Source organism: Arthrobacter sp. ES3-54, assembly GCF_029504395.1.
Lineage (GTDB): Bacteria > Actinomycetota > Actinomycetes > Actinomycetales > Micrococcaceae > Arthrobacter.
Genome location: NZ_JAQFIF010000009.1, coordinates 69460 through 86011, shown reverse-complemented (window position 1 = coordinate 86011; position 16552 = coordinate 69460). Strand labels below are relative to the sequence as shown.

14 protein-coding genes are annotated in these 16552 nt (G+C 66.0%); 3 read left to right on the top strand and 11 right to left on the bottom strand.

The window, feature by feature from the left end; genetic code table 11:
- Positions 1-2: 2 nt before the first annotated feature.
- The 10 genes from murD to dinB form a co-directional block, all read right to left on the bottom strand.
- Complete coding sequence (murD, locus tag M2428_RS15730) at positions 3-1604, bottom strand: UDP-N-acetylmuramoyl-L-alanine--D-glutamate ligase (protein WP_277526888.1); 1602 nt, start codon at positions 1602-1604, stop codon at positions 3-5.
- On the bottom strand, positions 1586-2695 hold the full coding sequence (gene mraY / locus M2428_RS15725; protein ID WP_277526887.1) for a phospho-N-acetylmuramoyl-pentapeptide-transferase: 1110 nt from the start codon (positions 2693-2695) through the stop codon (positions 1586-1588). The genes murD and mraY overlap by 19 nt, the downstream gene beginning before the upstream one ends.
- Positions 2692-4287, bottom strand: coding sequence for a UDP-N-acetylmuramoyl-tripeptide--D-alanyl-D-alanine ligase (murF, locus tag M2428_RS15720; RefSeq protein ID WP_277526886.1), 1596 nt, complete (start codon positions 4285-4287; stop codon positions 2692-2694). Before murF ends, mraY begins: the two co-directional genes overlap by 4 nt.
- A 6-nt stretch (positions 4288-4293) precedes the next feature.
- Entirely contained in the window at positions 4294-5973 is a 1680-nt protein-coding gene (locus M2428_RS15715) for a UDP-N-acetylmuramoyl-L-alanyl-D-glutamate--2,6-diaminopimelate ligase (RefSeq protein ID WP_277526885.1), read from the bottom strand.
- Positions 5974-6150: 177 nt separating this feature from the next.
- On the bottom strand, positions 6151-7953 hold the full coding sequence (locus M2428_RS15710) for a penicillin-binding protein 2 (protein ID WP_277526884.1): 1803 nt from the start codon (positions 7951-7953) through the stop codon (positions 6151-6153).
- A gap of 41 nt (positions 7954-7994) precedes the next feature.
- On the bottom strand, positions 7995-8690 hold the full coding sequence (locus M2428_RS15705) for a hypothetical protein (protein ID WP_277526883.1): 696 nt from the start codon (positions 8688-8690) through the stop codon (positions 7995-7997).
- Positions 8687-9685 (bottom strand): 16S rRNA (cytosine(1402)-N(4))-methyltransferase RsmH, encoded by a 999-nt coding sequence (gene rsmH, locus M2428_RS15700; RefSeq protein WP_229992567.1) that lies wholly within the window; start codon positions 9683-9685, stop codon positions 8687-8689. The genes M2428_RS15705 and rsmH overlap by 4 nt, the downstream gene beginning before the upstream one ends.
- 195 nt (positions 9686-9880) lie before the next feature.
- Complete coding sequence (gene mraZ, locus M2428_RS15695) at positions 9881-10309, bottom strand: division/cell wall cluster transcriptional repressor MraZ (protein WP_277526882.1); 429 nt, start codon at positions 10307-10309, stop codon at positions 9881-9883.
- 403 nt (positions 10310-10712) lie between these two features.
- A complete protein-coding gene (locus M2428_RS15690; protein ID WP_277526946.1) occupies positions 10713-11081 on the bottom strand; it encodes a DUF3040 domain-containing protein in 369 nt (122 codons plus the stop codon).
- 307 nt (positions 11082-11388) lie between these two features.
- Positions 11389-12549, bottom strand: a complete 1161-nt coding sequence (dinB, locus tag M2428_RS15685; protein WP_277526945.1) for a DNA polymerase IV — start codon at positions 12547-12549, stop codon at positions 11389-11391.
- A gap of 211 nt (positions 12550-12760) precedes the next feature.
- On the opposite strand from dinB, the gene M2428_RS15680 reads away from it, so the two are divergent.
- Positions 12761-13288 (top strand): hypothetical protein, encoded by a 528-nt coding sequence (locus tag M2428_RS15680; RefSeq protein ID WP_277526881.1) that lies wholly within the window; start codon positions 12761-12763, stop codon positions 13286-13288.
- The gene (locus tag M2428_RS15675) at positions 13285-14379 is read left to right on the top strand and encodes a polyprenyl synthetase family protein (protein ID WP_277526880.1); all 1095 of its coding nucleotides are present in this window, start codon (positions 13285-13287) and stop codon (positions 14377-14379) included. The genes M2428_RS15680 and M2428_RS15675 overlap by 4 nt, the downstream gene beginning before the upstream one ends.
- Before the next feature lie 126 nt (positions 14380-14505).
- Here M2428_RS15675 and M2428_RS15670 read toward each other — a convergent pair whose 3' ends face one another.
- Positions 14506-14859: an Rv2175c family DNA-binding protein gene (locus M2428_RS15670; RefSeq protein ID WP_026538795.1), complete on the bottom strand. Its 354-nt coding sequence runs from the start codon at positions 14857-14859 to the stop codon at positions 14506-14508.
- 307 nt (positions 14860-15166) lie between these two features.
- On the opposite strand from M2428_RS15670, the gene M2428_RS15665 reads away from it, so the two are divergent.
- Positions 15167-16552, top strand: a complete 1386-nt coding sequence (locus M2428_RS15665; RefSeq protein ID WP_277526879.1) for a LysM peptidoglycan-binding domain-containing protein — start codon at positions 15167-15169, stop codon at positions 16550-16552.

Sequence of the window (16552 nt, the reverse complement as noted above, 5' to 3'; positions counted from 1 at the left end):
TGTTACTCCTCGCTGGTCTGAGCCTGCCCTTCCACGAGCTCGCGGACAGCTTCGATGAAGGCATCGCCACGGTGAGCATAGGAAGAGAACTGGTCCATGGAAGCAGCCGCCGGGGCCAAGAGCACAGTGTCCCCGGAGGCGGCCAGCTGCGCCGCCGAGGCAACGGCCTGGGCCATCACAGTCTCGCTGAAAATCGGCGAAGGGCCTGCGGCGGCTTTGGCCGTTCCGGCAGTCTGCACGTCTTCAGTCTCGCCCTTGGCCGGCAAGATCACGGGGACATCGGGCGCGTGTCGCTTCAGTGCGGCCTGCAGATCGCTGGAGTCCGTGCCGATCAGGACCACGGCTTTGAGCCGGTTGCCCTGTTCCTGGATCAGGGAGTCATAGTTCACGCCCTTGGACAATCCTCCGGCGATCCACACCACGTTCTGGAACGCGGACAAAGCGGCGGCGGCGGCGTGCGGGTTGGTGGCTTTGGAGTCGTTGACCCAGAGCACACCCTCATGGCGGGCCACGGGCTGGATCCTGTGGTCACCCGGGAGGTAGTTCAGCAGGCCCTGGCGGACCGCGGACGGCTCCAGGCCGTAGGCCCGGACCAGGGCGGCCGCTGCCAGCGCGTTCGCCACCATGTGGCGCGGTGCCGCCGACCCCAAGTCAGCAATGGACGCGAGTTCGGCGGCGCTGTCTTTGCGTTCGGCGATGAACGCGCGGTCCACTAACAATCCCTCCACGACGCCGAGCATGCTGATGGCCGGCGTCAGTGTGGTGAAGCCCACGGCCCGGCAGCCTTCCACCACGTCCGCGTCCTCGACCATGCGTTCGGTCTCGATCTGCTCGGCGTTGTAGATGCAGGCCTTCTGCGTGTTCGCGTAGACCTTGGCCTTGTCGGCCAGGTAGGAGGCGTAGGAACCATGCCAGTCCACGTGGTCTTCGGCGACGTTGAGGCACACGCTGGCCACCGGGGACACCGAGTGGCTCCAGTGCAGCTGGAAACTGGAGAGCTCCACCGCGAAAGCGTCGTAGTCCACCGGGTCGCGCAGCGCGTCCAGGATCGGGGTCCCGACGTTGCCGACGGCGATCGCCTTGAGCCCGGCGGCCTGGAGCATGGACTCGGTCAGGCCGACCGTGGTGGTCTTGCCGTTGGTGCCCGTAATGGTCAGCCAGTCGGCGGTCTTGCGGCCCTTGCGTTCGCGGAGCCGCCACGCGAGTTCGACGTCGCCCCACACCGGAATGTGTGCCCGCGCCGCAGCGGCGAGCAAGGCCTGGTCCGGGCGCCAGCCTGGGGACGTTACCACCAGATCAGGCTCGTGCCCGTCGATCTTCGGAACGGATTCCACTGCTTCTTCGCCCAGCAGGACGTCCGCGGCGCCGACGATCCGGAGCGTGTCGGCCTGGGCCAGCGCTTTGGCGCTGGTGGCGGCGTCTACCACCACCACCCGGGCACCGAGTTCAATCAGGGTATCGGCGGCGGCGAAGCCCGAGACGCCGATGCCGGTGACCACGACGCGCAGGCCGGACCAGTCGGAGTCCCAGGTGGTGAGTCCCTGCAGCCGGGGTGAGGTGGTGAGCGGGGCGGGGATCGGTCCGGTCACAGCAGCACCACCCATTCGGCGTAGAAGATGCCGAGGCCGGCGGCGACAAACAGTCCGGACAGGATCCAGAACCGGACCACCACCGTCACTTCGGCCCAGCCTTTGAGTTCAAAGTGGTGCTGCAGCGGTGCCATCTTGAAGAACCGTTTTCCCTTGGTGATTTTGAAGTAGCCCACCTGGATGATCACCGAGAGCGTGATGAGGACGAAGAGTCCGCCGATGAAGGCCAGCAGCAGCTCAGTGCGGGACAGAATGGCGAAAGCTGCGACGGCGCCGCCGATGGCCAAGGAACCGGTGTCGCCCATAAAGATCTTCGCGGGCGAGGTGTTCCACCACAGGAACCCGACCATCGCCGCGCTCAGGATGGCAGCCAACAGGGCCAGGTCCAGGGGGTCGCGGACCGAGTAGCAGCCACCGCCGGCCTGCCGCGGGGACCCGCACGCCTGGTTGCTCTGCCAGATGCCCATAAGCGTGTACGCCCCGAACACCATGACCGAAGCGCCGGCCGCGAGGCCGTCAAGGCCGTCGGTGAGGTTCACGCCGTTGGTCGCAGCCGTGACGATCAGGTTGGACCACAGCACAAACAGGATCGCGCCGAGCACGGTTCCGGCGAAGGCCAGGTTAAGCCACGGAATATCGCGCACCAGTGAGATCTGGGTGGAAGCCGGTGTCTCGCCGGCAGCGTTGGGGAAGTTCAGCGCCAGCACGGCGAAAACGATGCCAACGGCGCCCTGGAGGATCAGCTTGGCCTTGGTATCCAGACCCAGGCTGCGCTGCTTGGAGATCTTAATGAAGTCGTCCAGGAAACCGACCAGCCCCATGCCCACCATGAGGAACAGCAGGAGCAGCCCGGAAGCGCTTGGTCCCGGGGAGTGCGGGTTCATCATCCACATGAACAGGTGCGTGAGCCCGTAGCTGACCAGCACCGCCAGGACCACCACGGCGCCACCCATTGTGGGCGTACCGCGCTTGGTGTGGTGGGACGTGGGTCCGTCATCCCTAATGAACTGTCCGTAGCCCTTGCGGACCAGGAACCGGATGAACAGCGGGGTGCCCACAAACGCGAGGAACAGCGCCATTCCGGCGCCCATCAGCAGTGCAATCACAGCTGTGCACTCCCTTCAGTGGCGGTTGCGGCAGTTCCCTCAGCAGATCGCTCGGGAGAGTCTTTGGTGGCATGTGGGGGTAATGCTATCCGATCCCCCAAGTGGCGCAGCCCGATGCCGTTCGAAGACTTGAACAGGACCAGGTCGCCGGGCTGGAGCTCAGCTTGAAGCAGCTCATAGGCCTCGTCCGCAGTCTCGGCGAAAACGCATTCGTCGCCCCAGGAGCCCTCGTTGACGGCCGAGACATACAGCGACCGGGCCTCCCGGCCCACCACGACGAGCCGGGAGATGTTGAGCCGCACCACCTGGGTGCCGACTGCGATGTGCTCACGGATCGAATCCGGGCCAAGTTCCAGCATGGCGCCCAGGACCGCCCAGGTGCGCCGGCCCTGGCCCAACTCGGCCAGCGTCCGCAGTGCCGCCCGCATGGACTCCGGGTTGGCGTTGTAGGCATCGTTGATGACGGTCACGCCGTCGGGACGCTCGGTGCGTTCCATGCGCCAGCGGCTGGCGGCAGCCTGCGCGCTGAGCGACGCCGCGATCTGCTCGCCGGGGATGCCGGCCGCGTGCGCCGCAGCAGCAGCCGCGAGGAGGTTGGCCATGTGATGGGCACCGATCAGCTTGGCGGCAACGTGGTACCGGGTGGATCCGTGCCGGGTTGATCCTTGCGGGGTTGCCCCGTGAGGGGCCCCGTCGCCGGGCAGGTAGAGCTCAAATTCGGGATGGCCTTCGGCGTTCAGTTCCACACCCTCGGCCCTCACCACATTGGCTTGGGCCGCGTCCGCCTGGACGCTGTTGTCCTGGCCTATGCCGGCCGCGCGGGAGGTATAGCCGAGCACGCGGGCCCTGGTCCGGGCGGCCATCGCGGCGACGCGGGAGTCGTCCAGGTTCAGCACAGCGGTGCCGTTGGCCGGGAGCGCTTCCACGAGTTCGCCCTTGGCGACCGCGATGTTCTCGACGCCGCCGAATTCGCCGGCATGGGCGGAGCCGACGCCGAGCACGACGCCGATCTCCGGCCGGACCATGTCCGCGAGGTATCGGATGTGGCCGATGCCCGTGGCGCCCATCTCGATGACGAGGTAGCGGGTGTCGAAGTCGGCTTTGAAGACCGTGAGCGGGACGCCGATCTCGCCGTTGTAGGACCCCTGCGGCGCAACGGTGGCGCCTTCGGCGCCGGCGGCCGCGAAGATCCCGGCGAGCAGGTCCTTCGTAGTGGTCTTGCCGGCGGAACCGGTGATGCCGATCACGGTGAACGCGGCGCCGGCAGCCGCGCGGCTGGCGCGGATCCGGCGGACCGATTCGGCGGCCAGCGCGCCCATGGCGAGGACAGCGTCCTCAACGACGACGGCGGGATAGTTCGTTCCGGCGGCGTCGGCGATGTCGCGCTCGACGAGTGCCAGGACGGCACCGCGGTCGAAGGCGGCGCCCACGAAGTCGTGCCCGTCGGCGTTCTCCCCCGGTTTGGCCACATAGAGGGAACCCGCCGTGGCCTCGCGGGAGTCGGTCACCACGGATGCGGGGGTAATTCCCGGTTCCGCGGCGAGCCGGCCGTTGGTTATGTCGGCGATTTCCGCCGCTGTAAGTGCAATCATCTCGGTTTAGGACTCTATCCGGTGGTCTTCGAGAACGGTGAATCCCCGTGCTGTCAAGGCGTTCCGGAGCTCCACCCGGTCATCCAGTGCCAGGTTCACTCCCTTGACTTCCTGCCACACCTCGTGCCCGCGCCCGGCCACGAGGATGGTGTCCCCTGCTCCGGCGAGCTCCACGGCCTTCACGATGGCGGCGTCGCGCGGGAAAACCTCCAGGATCGTGCAGTCCAGGCCTTCGTCGTCCTTGGCCGCCAGGGCGCCGGCGAGGACGTCCGCGCGGATGGCTGCCGCGTCCTCGTCGTGGGGATCGTCGTCGCTGACAATGACGGTGTCCGCCAGCCGGGCCGCGATGGCACCCATGGCGGGGCGCTTGCTCTGGTCGCGCTGTCCGGTGGCGCCGAAAACGATGATCACCTTGGATCCGGGTTCCGTGGACCGGACCGCCTCGAGGGCACGTTCCAGGGCGTCGGGGTTGTGCGCGAAATCCACTACGGCCGCCGGGGCCGTAGACACGAGCTGCATCCGGCCGGGCACGGCGACGGTGAAGGGGTCCGCGGCGTCGAGGGCGGCCTGCACAGCGGCAGGCTCATGCCCGCCGGCGAGCACCATCACCGTGGCCAGCGCGGCGTTGGCGACGTTGAAGCTTCCCGGCATGCCGGTGTGGACGCGCAGCTCGACGCCGTCGCGGTGCCGGAGTACGAAGTCGGAGCCAAGGCCCCGCGGAGCGATGCGGGCCACCGTCCAGTCCGCTGTCCCGTCTCCTGTCGAGGCCGCCTCAGCCTCCCCCGTGCCGGTCGCCGTGGCCGTGGCCGTGGCGAGGGTTGTCACCGGGATGTCGGCGGTGTCCGCGAGCTTCCGGCCCCAGGCATCGTCAACTGTCACCACAGCGGCGCGGGCGCGTTCCGGCGTGAACAGCCGGGCTTTGGTCTGGAAGTATTCCTCCATGGTCCCGTGCAGGTCCAAATGGTCCTGGGTGAGGTTGGTGAACCCGGCCACGTCGAACACCACGGCGTCCACGCGGTGGAAGGACACGGCGTGCGAGGAAACCTCCATGGAGGCGGCATCGAGCCCGCGTTCGCGCATGAGCGCCAGCAGCGCGTGCACATCCGTGGATTCGGGGGTGGTCAGCAGGCTCGGGATCGGCTCGCCGCCGGCCAGGATCTCAATCGTCCCGATCAGCCCGGTCCGTTTGCCCAGCGCCCGAAGGAGGGCATTGATGAAGTAGGTGGTGGTGGTCTTGCCGTTGGTGCCTGTCACGCCGAAGAGGGCCGGTGCCCCGGCGCCGTCGGGCCGGCTCTGGTAAATGAGTGCGGACAGCCTGCCCACCACGCTGCGCGGCTCGTCGGCCAGCAGCACCGGGACGGGGATGTCATTGGCCAGGGCCAGCAGCCGTGCTCCGGCGTCGTCGGTCAGGACAGCCACGGCGCCGGCGTCGACGGCCTGGGACACGAAGTCGGCCCCGTGCCGTGTGGCGCCCGGCAGGGCCACGTAGAGGTCCCCCGGGCGGACTGAGCGGGAGTTCAGGGAGATCCCGGTGACCGGGACGGAGCCGGATGTCCCGGGAACGGCGACGCCGATCGCCGCACCGATGGCTGCCAGCGGCACTGCGGCAACCGCAGTGGGCCGGAAGCCCGGGGTGGAGTCATGGCCGGACGGCGCGGAAGCATCGGGGTCGGTGAGCTCTGACAAGTGGATCTCCGTTGTGGTGCTAGTGGATCGGGCGCTAAGTGAATCGGGCACTGCATGAATCGGGCACTGATGAATCTGGCACTAAATGGATCTGGCACTGGCACGGACATGCTCCGGCGCGCAGGCACTGGGCAGTGGCGCCCGCTGATAACTTCCGGGTGCCAGACGGAACAGGCGCTACCTGGCGTACTGCGGCAGCCGCACGGGTTCACCGGTGGAGGGCTGGACGTTGAATGTGCGCAGCGTCTGGCTCATCACCGAACGGAACACGGGTCCGTTGGTGATTCCGAAGATAGACCCTTTGGGCCGTTGCAGGACCACCTCAACAATAAACCGCGGATTGTCCATGGGCGCCATTCCGATGATCGAAGCGGTGTAGCCGCAGAAGCCGGATTTGCCGTCGTCGCACGGCGATTCGGAGGTGCCAGTCTTCGCGCCCACGCGGTACCCGTCGATTGCGGCCTCCTTGATCTCGCCCTCGGTCACCGCGCTCTCCAGGATGTCGCGCACCTGCTTGGCGGTCTCCTTGGAAACGATCTGCTGCGGCGTCTTGGCCGGGACTTTGTCCTCGGTTCCGTCCGGGTTGATGTAGCTGTCGATCAGCCGGGGCTGGAGCATCACGCCGTCGTTGGCGATGCTCTGGTAAGCCCGGACGGTCTGGAGAGTGGATTGGGCGACGCCCTGGCCAAAGAGGACGGTGTACTGCTGGCGGCCATCCCACTGGTCGGCCGGGGTCAGGATGCCCTTTGATTCGGCCGGGAGCCCAATGTCGGGGGCCTGGCCGATCCCGAACTTCTGCAGCCAGTCATGGCGCTGGTCCTTGCTCAGGCGCTGGCCCACCATGACCGTGCCGGTGTTCATGGAATAGCCCACGATTCCGGCCAGCGTCCGGTGCTCGGTGCCGTGTTCGAACGCGTCGCTGAAGGTCTGTCCGTCCACCGTGTACGTCGGCGGAACGGTGAAGGTGTCCAGCGGGCTGGATTTGCCCTCCTGGATCGCGGCGGCGGCCGTAATCATCTTCTCCACCGAGCCGGGCTCATAGGAGGCGGTGACGGCCCGGACTCCGCGGTCCTCGGCGGCAACTTTGCCGGGGTCGTTGGGATCCGGGGAGTCGGTATCGGCCATGGCGATGATGTTGCCGGTCTTGACGTCGGAAACCACGATCACACCCCACTCGGCGCTGAGCTTGTCCTTCTGACTTTGGATCGCCTGCTGGGAAAAGTACTGCAGGTCCGAATTCAGGGTGAGCTTGATGTCCTTGCCGTTGATCGCCGGCGTCAACTCGTCCACTCCCACGGGGATCCGCAGTCCGTCGGCGCCGATTTCGAACACGCGCTTGCCGGGGGTTCCTTTGAGGATCTCGTCCTGGGTCTGTTCGAGCCCTGCCTGCCCCGTGGCGCCGTCCTTGAGGAACCCGACGATCCCACCGGCCACGGAGCCGTTGGGATATACCCGCTTGCTGGTGCCTACAGTGACAATGCCCGGAATCGACAGCTTGGAGACCTGGTCCTCGACGTCCGGTTTCAAGTCCTTGGCCACGATGTAGTAGCGCTGGGTTCCGGTCAGGGCATCGCGCAGGGCGTCGCGGTCCATGCCGAGCACGCCGGCCAGTTCGGAGATGCCCTGGTCCCGGGTGACTTTGACGAGTTCGTCTTTGCCCTTGATGGTTTCGAGCCGGCGGAAGGATTCGGTCTTGGTGTTGACGGTCTGGTCCACCACGATGTTGTAGCGGATGACGCTGCTGGCCAGGACGGTGCCGGAGGAATCGAGAATACTGCCGCGCTCTGCGGGCAGCACGATGGGCGTGAGCCGGTTATTGAGGGCGGCCTCGGCCATGCCCCCGATGTCCAAGCCCTGGACCATGAACAGCTTGCCGCCGACCACCAGCAGGAGCGCCAGCATGATGCCTAGTCCCCAGCGGAGCCGCCGGGTGGCGTTTGGGGCTTGCGCCTTGCTTGCCTTGCCGGAGTTCTTCGCCACGGTGAGTCCTTGCTGCTTGCCTTGCTGGTGGTCAGTGAACGTTACTGCCCGGGGGTCTTCTGTGCGGGGGCGGGCACCGATCCGCCGTGGAGCTCCACGGCGGGGGCTGCCGGCGGTGCGGGGGCGGCAGGTGCCGGAGCCGGCTTGGTGTCAGCCGGTTTGGTGTCGGACGGCTTGGCGCCGGACGGCTCGGTGTCTGTTTCTGTCGTTTTGCGCTGGGCGAGCGGTTCATTCTCCGTGGCCGGCGGGACGACGTTGAGCGCTCCGGCGAGGGCCGGCGCGGCGATGACGGCGCCCGGGGCGTCGCCCTTGACGGCCGGTTTCGCCTTGCCGGTGACATTGAGGGTGGAAAGATCGATCTGGCCCTTGGCGAGGGAAGCCACCATGCCCAGTTCCGTGGCCTTGGCCGCGAGGTTCTGCGGGGCGTCGAAGTTCTGGACCTGCTGAGTGAGGTCCTGGTTCTGCTTGGTCAGGGTGGTCTGTTTACTGCGGAGTTCGACCAGCTGGTACTGGGCCGAGGAGACGGAGATGTTCAAGACCAGGACGGCCATGAGGGCAATCGCCAGGAGGCCGAAGCAGAGGACAACGAATGGTGCGCGGCGTTTGCGGGGCACCGAGCGGACCACAGAAAGCGGAGTGCGCGCCTTCCGGGTCGGTGCAGTGCCGGGGCGGCCTGGCAGGGCACGGGCGGTGGCGCCCTGGGCAACGGGGTAGCTGTTGACGGCGGCGTTGCTCATGCGGCTCTCCTGGCTTTGATGCGTTCGACGGCGCGCAGCCGGGCGGAAGCTGCGCGGGGGTTTTCGGCGATTTCAGCGGCGGTAGGTACCTCAGTGCCCTTCGTCAGGGTTTTGAGTTCGGCTTTGTGCTCTTCGAGCTCGACCGGGAAGCCGAGCGGGGCCGAGGACTTCGATCCGGCCTGGAAGAAGCCCTTGACGATCTTGTCTTCCAGTGAGTGGTAGGACATGACCACCACGCGGCCGCCGAGGGCGATGGCCGCGATGGCTGCCGGGATGGCGCGTTCCAGGACGTCCAGTTCCTCGTTGACCTCGATCCGGAGTGCCTGGAAAGTGCGTTTCGCGGGGTGGCCGCCGGACTTGGCGGCGCCAGCGGGCACCACGGACCGGATCTGTTCGACGAGTTCGCCGGTGGTGGTGAAGGGCTTTTCGGCGCGCGCGGCCACGATCCTGTTCGCGATGCGGCCGGCGAACTTCTCTTCGCCCCATTTCCGGATGATCCGGACGAGTTCTTCTTCGCTGTAGTTGTTGACGACGTCGGCGGCAGTCTGGCCGCGGCTGGTGTCCATCCGCATGTCCAGGGGCGCGTCGAAGGAGTAGGCGAAGCCGCGCTCCCGTTCGTCCAGCTGGAGGGACGAGACGCCGAGGTCCATCAGCACACCGTGGACTTCGGTGAAGCCCAGGTCCGCGAGGACGTCCGGGATTTCGTCGTAGACGGCGTGAACGAGGTCGGTCCGATTCGCAAAGGGCGCCAGCCGCGCCCCCGCCAGTGCCAGGGCTTCCTCGTCGCGGTCGATGCCGATCAGGTGGAGGTCGGGAAAGCGCTGGAGGAGGGCCTCGGAGTGTCCGCCCATGCCAAGCGTCGCGTCGATCACCACGGGGGTCTCGCCGCGGCTCCGGGCAGCCTCGAAGCCAGGGGCCAACAAATTGATGCACCGGTCCTTGAGGACCGGTACATGGCGTTCGGACGTAGGCTTCGCCTGGTCAGGATCAGTCATGCCTTCGTCCTTTCGTTGCGGGAGTTTGCTGACTGCGGGTGGTTGGGGCTCTTACGCAACGTTCCTTGGTCCAGATCCCCATCCGCGCCTACCCTGCGCCGGCCTGGCTCCGGGGAAGTGAGCCAGGACAACAACCGGATGGGCGGCTGGAGATCTCGATCAAGGAACGTTGTTTGCTTGTGGATCAGTGGGGGTTCAGAGAATCCCCGGAATAGCGTCGTCAGTCTCCGAGAAGGCGGTTTCCTTTTCGGCCAGGTACTCGTTCCAAGCCTGGGCGTCCCAGATCTCCGCGCGGGATCCTGCGCCAATGACGGCGAGTTCCCGGCCAAGACCTGCGTACTCCCGGAGCGCCGGCGGAATCGTCACGCGCCCCTGCTTGTCAGGTACCTCGTCCGAGGCTCCAGAGAGGAAAACACGGATGTAGTCACGTGCCTGCTTGGAGGAAATTGGAGCCCCCCGCATCTGCTCGTGAACCCGGCCGAATTCAGCCTCACTAAAGACGTAGATGCAACGCTCCTGGCCCCTTGTGAGAACCAGCCCGCTGGCAAGTTCCTCGCGGAACTTCGCGGGGAGGATAATTCGACCTTTTTCGTCCAGACGCGGCGAATGTGTGCCGAGAAACACGGCCCACCGCCCGTCTGTTCTAGAAAGTCCAACGTCCCCTGTGCTGCCACTACCCTCTTACGTCCTCCACATTACTCCACATCGCTCCACAGTCAACGACACGCCCGGGATGTTTAGACAAATTTGCGGATGTTTATCCCCTTTCTTCCCAGCATTTGCAGGGGATCAGGATTGGTGGGGGAAAGTGGAGCGATTTTGCCTGCTTGCCTTACTCGCCGTGGCGATTCGCGGCCCGGACCGGCCCCAGGGTGGAAACAATTCGACGGCGGCACCCTTTTGCGTCCCGATCGCAGCAAAATCTCTAGCCTTTAAATGGCGAAAGACCCGCCGAAGCGGGTCTCGCACCGTCCCCGGAGTACCGGTGGCGGGAAGTGGAGGGCCTAAGTGACCGTCACGGATTGGTTCAGGATTCGCCCCCGTGGCGTTCGTCCCAGCGCTGCTCAAGATTGCTCATGAACGAACTCCGGGGTTTGCCTTGCTTGCGGCCGGCTGCCCGGGCCTTGCCGACAGCCGAACTGCGCATGGTGGCGAAATATACGCCGGCGCCCATTACTACAAAGCCCACGACGCCGACGATGATGATTTGCGTCGACACTCCAACCAATAACAGCAGCACGCCCGCGAGAGTCGCGAGCACGCCCATGACCAGATGGCGCGTGGACCAAGAGCGTCCGGGGACCGAACCCATCTGGCTTGCAAACTTTGGGTCGTCCTCATGCAGCTGCTTCTCAAGTTGCTCCAGCAACTTCTGTTCGTGCTCCGAGAGCGGCATCACGACCTCCTCATGTCTGCCAACGTCCGGGCGTGACGTGGCCATTGCCCTTCTCCCCTAACGCCCGGGATGGCGAAGTGGTTCCCGCTCACCGCCTTTGGTGAACGGAGCACTTCAACAGTCCCGCGCCGGTCTGAGCCGCCCAGGTCGCCCGTACGGTCGATCCAGTAGTCCTAAACCTAGGTATTAATAAGGATAGATTGTTGCGGCCTGTTCTGAAAGACAGTCTTAAGGCCCTGTCCCATGCCCGGAACCGCTTGTCCGGAAACCCCTGCCGTGCCGGCACCCGTGAATCCCTGCGCCAGGCTCATTCGAGGGGTCCCCCGGGATCCAGCAGCCGCGCCGGTAGAACCGACTTATTGCCGAATTTCCGGGTGACAGCATCGAGGGCTTGTTCGGCAGCCCGCCAGTTGTCGTCCCGGCGGTCAAGGCTGAGCTGGAGCGGCGCGTGGGCGGCCTCTTCCAGCTGTTCGGCCCGGATGCCAACGAGACGGACTGTCATGGGCCTCTCTCCCACGGATTCCAGGAGCTGCACGGCCACGGCGTAAAGGAGTTGGGCGCTGTCGATCGGTGTGCTGACGGTGCGGCTGCGAGTGATGGTGGAAAAGTCCGCGTAGCGCAGTTTGAGCGCCACGGTGCGCGCGTGCATGCCGGCACCGCGGAGGCGCTCCGCCGTCCGGTGCGAAAGCCGCAGCAGCTCCCGGTGCAACAGGGCCTCATCCGCGGTGTCAGTGGCGAACGTCTCCTCGGCTCCAATGCTCTTTTCCGGCCGGACCGGCGTCACGGGCCGCGGATCGATCCCCCAGGAGAGCCGGTAGACATGCTCCCCCGAGGCGCCCAGCAGCTTCCGCAGCGAGGGCAGCGGCGACGCGGCGACGTCCGCCACCGTCCGGATACCCCTGCGGGCCAGCACTTCGACGGTCTTGCCGCCGACGCCCCAGAGCGCACTGACAGGAAGGCTGTGCAGGTACGGGACAGTTTCCTCAGGCCTGATCAGCAGCAGCCCGTCCGGTTTGCACCGGGTGGATGCGATCTTGGCCACAAACTTGCTGGCGGCAATGCCCACAGACGCCGTGATGCCCAATTCCCGGAAGACGCGGGCCCGGATCAGTTCTCCAATCTCACGGGGCGGACCGAGCCTCCGGATGGCTCCCCCGACGTCCAGGAATGCCTCGTCCACGCTGAGCGGCTCGACAAGGTCCGTAATGGAACCAAAGATTTCCATGATCTGGCCGGAGACTTCGTAGTAGAGCTTGTGGCGAGGTTCGATGATGACAGCCGAGGGGCACATTCGTGCCGCCACCACCATGGGCATCGCTGACCTGACGCCAAATGCCCGGGCCTCGTAGGACGCCGAGAGCACCACGGAGCGGTCCGCCGGGTATCCGACAATCACTGGCTTTCCCTTCAGCTCGGGACGGCTGCGCAGCTCCACCGAGACAAAGAACGCGTCCATGTCCACGTGCATGATGCTGGTGCGCCGAAGGTCCAGCAGGGATTCCCCGCTCGGGCGGCTGGAAGGCTGAATGTGGGGCTGCGCATTCGACGGCCCTGGAGGGTGCACATTCGTCTGCACTCGCTGCTGATTGTCTGCGTCCGGCCCCACGTCTTCAATCCTATGCCCGGGGACTGACTAAACTGGAGGCTGATTCCGCTTCAACACCAGGAGGAAAGTCTCTGTGAAGGTATTTGGACAGCGCAAACGTGCCGCCGCGGCCATCGCGGCGGCAGGCACGCTATTGGCCTTGGCCGCATGCACGCCTGCCAGCTCCGAGGGCCTGGCGACGTCGTCGGCGGCAAACCCGGCCGCATCTGCGCAGTCCTCCACCACGGCTCCCCCCAGCCCTTCCGCGGAGCCCGGCACGTCGGCGACGGTCGGCGCCCTGGTTCCCGGCTTCCCGCAGAAGCTCCTGCCGCTCATGCCCGGTGCCAAAGTGGTGTCCAGCAGCTTGGATAAGACCACCGTGCCGGCAACCGTGGCACTCGTCGGCAGTATCACTGCCCCTGCTGCCGATGCCCTGGCCTTTTACACCAAGGCCCTGCAGGCACAGGGCTTCAAGCCCGTACCCGGTGAAACCGTAGGCGCCCTGCCCTCCAAGGACTTCCTGCGCGGGGACAACGAAACCGTGAACATCTCCGTCATGCAGACAACTGGTGTGTCCACGTTCACGATCGGTGCGAACGTCGCTGCCGAGTCCGTCAAGTGAGTCTCGCGGAACAGCTGAGGCTCGAGCAGTCGGATTACGTGGCCGCCGTCGCCGGCAAGCTCACGGAGTTCCTGACCAGCCGTCAGGCAGTCATGTCCTCGATCTCCCAGGACATCGATCCGCTCATGGGCTCGATCTCAAACCTGGTCACGGGCGGAAAGCGCCTGCGGGCGCTCATGTGCTACTGGGGTTGGCGTGGCGCCGGCGGGGAGGCCGGCGCGGCCGAGGTGGTCACGGCCGGCTCGGCCCTGGAGCTGTTCCAGGCTGCGGCCCTGATCCACGATGACATCATTGACCGCTCGGATACCCGCCGGGGCGGCCCCAGCGTCCACCGCCGGTTCATTGAACTGCACGAGGCCCAGGGCTGGGCGCTGGACAGCGAGCGGTTCGGCCACGCGGCAGCAATCCTGACCGGGGATCTCTGCCTGTCCTTCAGTGAGGAATCGTTCACGGAAATCGGGCACCGCGCCGCCTCCGGCAGCCCGGCACGGCTGATCTTCAACCTTATGCGCGCCGAAGTGATGGCCGGGCAGTACCTGGACATCCTGGAAGAGGTCGCCGGGCCCAGGCGGGACCGCGCCGGGGCAGTCAGCCGGGCACAGTCCATCATCCGGTTCAAGTCGGCCAAGTACTCCACTGAACACCCGCTTGCCCTGGGCGGCGCCCTGGCCGGCGCCGGTGACGAGCTGCTGCGCGGCTATTCCGCCTTCGCCCTGCCGCTCGGTGAGGCGTTCCAGTTGCGGGACGATGTCCTTGGCGTTTTCGGCGACCCCGTCACCACAGGCAAACCTGCCGGAGACGATCTCCGTGAGGGCAAGCGCACAGTCCTGGTGGCTTTCGCCCTGGACCAGGCCTCGGCGGTCGAATCAGAGTTTATCGACGCCAAACTGGGCAGCCCCGATCTCAGCGACGCGGACATCGAGGAGATCCGGCGGATCATCGTGGACTGCGGTGCGCTCCAGGCCACCGAAGTACTCATCGAGGAGTTCGGCAAGGCGGCCTTCGCTGCCCTCGACCTCCTGCCGCTTCAGGATCTGCCCAAAACTGCGCTCCGCAGGCTGGCAGAGGCCACGGTCTCCCGCGCCGCCTAGCCCGGCCCTGCCAGGCCAAGGTGCCTGGAAAAGCGGTCGGGCCGTGCACAGCGGCTTGCGCTGTGCACGGCCCGTCATGGCACGTCGTTAATGATGTTGCCGGCTCATTAGGCTGCCAGCGTGCTCCTACCAGGCCAGTGACTGCGCCCTGCGGCGGATTTCGGTCTTGCGCCCTTCCCGGAGGGCGTCGATCGGCCGGCCGCGGAGGGACTCGTCCGGGGTAAAGAGCCAGTTGATCAGTTCCTCATCGGAGTATCCGGCGTCCGAGAGGACAACAATGGTGCCCTTCAGGCTCTCCACTGCATGCCCGTCCTGGATGAAAGCTGCAGGCACGGACCGGATGCGCCGGTCGCCGATTCTCACGGCCGCCAGCGCACGTTCGTCCAGGAGTGCATGGACCTTGGTAATAGATACGTTCAGAAGCTGTGCGACATCGGGCAGGGGCAGCCATTCGCCCACGAGGCTTTCTACATTACTCACGGATAAAGATTGCCACGGCGGGTGCCCCGCCGCCTAGTCGGCAGCCGCAGAAATGACGGCCGCGGCCATGGCCCATCCCGCCCGCCCGAATGCCGCCCGGGTTCGCGTGGGACCCCGCAGGGACGCCATTTGGCCGACACTCCGCCGGAGACTGGTTTGCGGAATGTCAAACGGTTCTTGTGCTAATTCCCAATTCATGAGACATTCACATAGATCACATTTGTAACAGAAATAACTTTTGTCACACTGGTAACACCAGTTCTACCGGCCTGACCGCAGCGTTGCCGCTGAGAAGAGGATCTTTCCAATGACAACCTCACGTTCGCCACAGCTCCGTCCGGGGCGCAGCCTGCCGCTAATTGCGGCCACAACGGCGGCGCTTCCTGCCGTCATGCTTTCCTCCCTGGCGATTGCCCAGCCTGCCGCTGCCGAATCACGTGTGCGTTCGGTACCGGCAACCCTCGCGGCCGCCATGCGGGCACAGGCAAAGGCGGACGCGGCGACGTCCCTCAAGGCGGCACTGATCCCCGCCGCCTCTGTCCCGGCATCGCTGCCAAGCGCCATGCGGCCCGCGCAGTCCGCGGTTCCCGCCGTCTACACGATCGCCCGCGGCGACACCATCAGTGCCGTGGCCGGCCGCTATGGCCTTGACACTTTCGCCGTGCTGAAGCTGAATAACCTGCAGGCGAACACCATCATCTACCCTGGGCAGAAGATCAAGCTCACGGGCTCGACGGCGGCCCCGGCAGCCAAACCGGCCGCCCCGGCCAAGTCAACGTCAGCCTCCGTTACTTCAGCCTCAGGCGCTGGGCGCGTCTACGTTGTGAAAGCAGGCGACACGCTGGGCGGAATCGCCGCGCGCCACGGCGTTGGGCTTTCCGAGGTCTTCAAGTGGAACGGGCTCGGCATGAGCTCCGTGATCTATCCCGGCCAGAAGGTTAAGGTCGGCGGCGGTTCCAGCACCCCGGCTCCCGCCGCGACAAAGCCCGCGTCGTCGGCGCCCGCGCCGGCCAGCTCGGGCTCCTACACCATCAAGGCCGGCGACACCCTTTCCGGCATCGCGGCCCGCAACGGCGTCAGGCTCTCGGACGTCCTGTCGGCCAACCGGCTGACGATGTCGAGCATCATCTACCCGGGCCAGAAGCTCGTCATCCCCGGCGCGTCGACGATCGCACCGGCCTCGAGCAAGCCTGCTGCCACCACGCCCCTCGTGCCCAGCACGTTCCTCGGCTTCAGCTACCCGGCCGCCGTGGTCAGCTCGGCCAACCAGAACAAGGCCCTGCTCAACGCCTCTCCGGTGCCCAGCCGTGCGCAGATGAAGTCGATCGTGGCGGACACGGCACGGCGCATGGGCGTGGACGCCAGCCTCGCCTTGGCCTTTGCCTACCAGGAGTCGGGCTTCGACCAGCGTGCCGTGTCACCGGCCAATGCGATCGGCACCATGCAGGTCATCCCGTCCTCCGGCCAGTGGGCCTCCGATCTCGTGGGCCGCAAGCTGAACCTCCTGGATCCGTACGACAACGCCACGGCAGGCGTCGCGATCATCCGCCAGCTGGTCCGCACGAGCCCTGATCTGGATAGTGCGATCGCCGGCTATTACCAGGGTCAGTACTCGGTGAGCCAGAATGGCATGTTCGAGGACACCAAGGGGTACGTCGCCGCCATCAAGGCCAACCGGCGCCTGTTCGGCTAA

Excerpts from the sequence above, each read along its gene's own strand:
- murD (WP_277526888.1), bottom strand. The coding sequence starts at position 1,604 with ATGGGTGGTGCTGCTGTGACCGGACCGATCCCCGCCCCGCTCACCACC.
- murF (WP_277526886.1), bottom strand. The coding sequence starts at position 4,287 with ATGATTGCACTTACAGCGGCGGAAATCGCCGACATAACCAACGGCCGG.
- M2428_RS15705 (WP_277526883.1), bottom strand. The coding sequence starts at position 8,690 with ATGAGCAACGCCGCCGTCAACAGCTACCCCGTTGCCCAGGGCGCCACC.
- rsmH (WP_229992567.1), bottom strand. The coding sequence starts at position 9,685 with ATGACTGATCCTGACCAGGCGAAGCCTACGTCCGAACGCCATGTACCG.
- M2428_RS15690 (WP_277526946.1), bottom strand. The coding sequence starts at position 11,081 with ATGCCGCTCTCGGAGCACGAACAGAAGTTGCTGGAGCAACTTGAGAAG.
- dinB (WP_277526945.1), bottom strand. The coding sequence starts at position 12,549 with ATGCACGTGGACATGGACGCGTTCTTTGTCTCGGTGGAGCTGCGCAGC.
- M2428_RS15665 (WP_277526879.1), top strand. The coding sequence starts at position 15,167 with ATGACAACCTCACGTTCGCCACAGCTCCGTCCGGGGCGCAGCCTGCCG.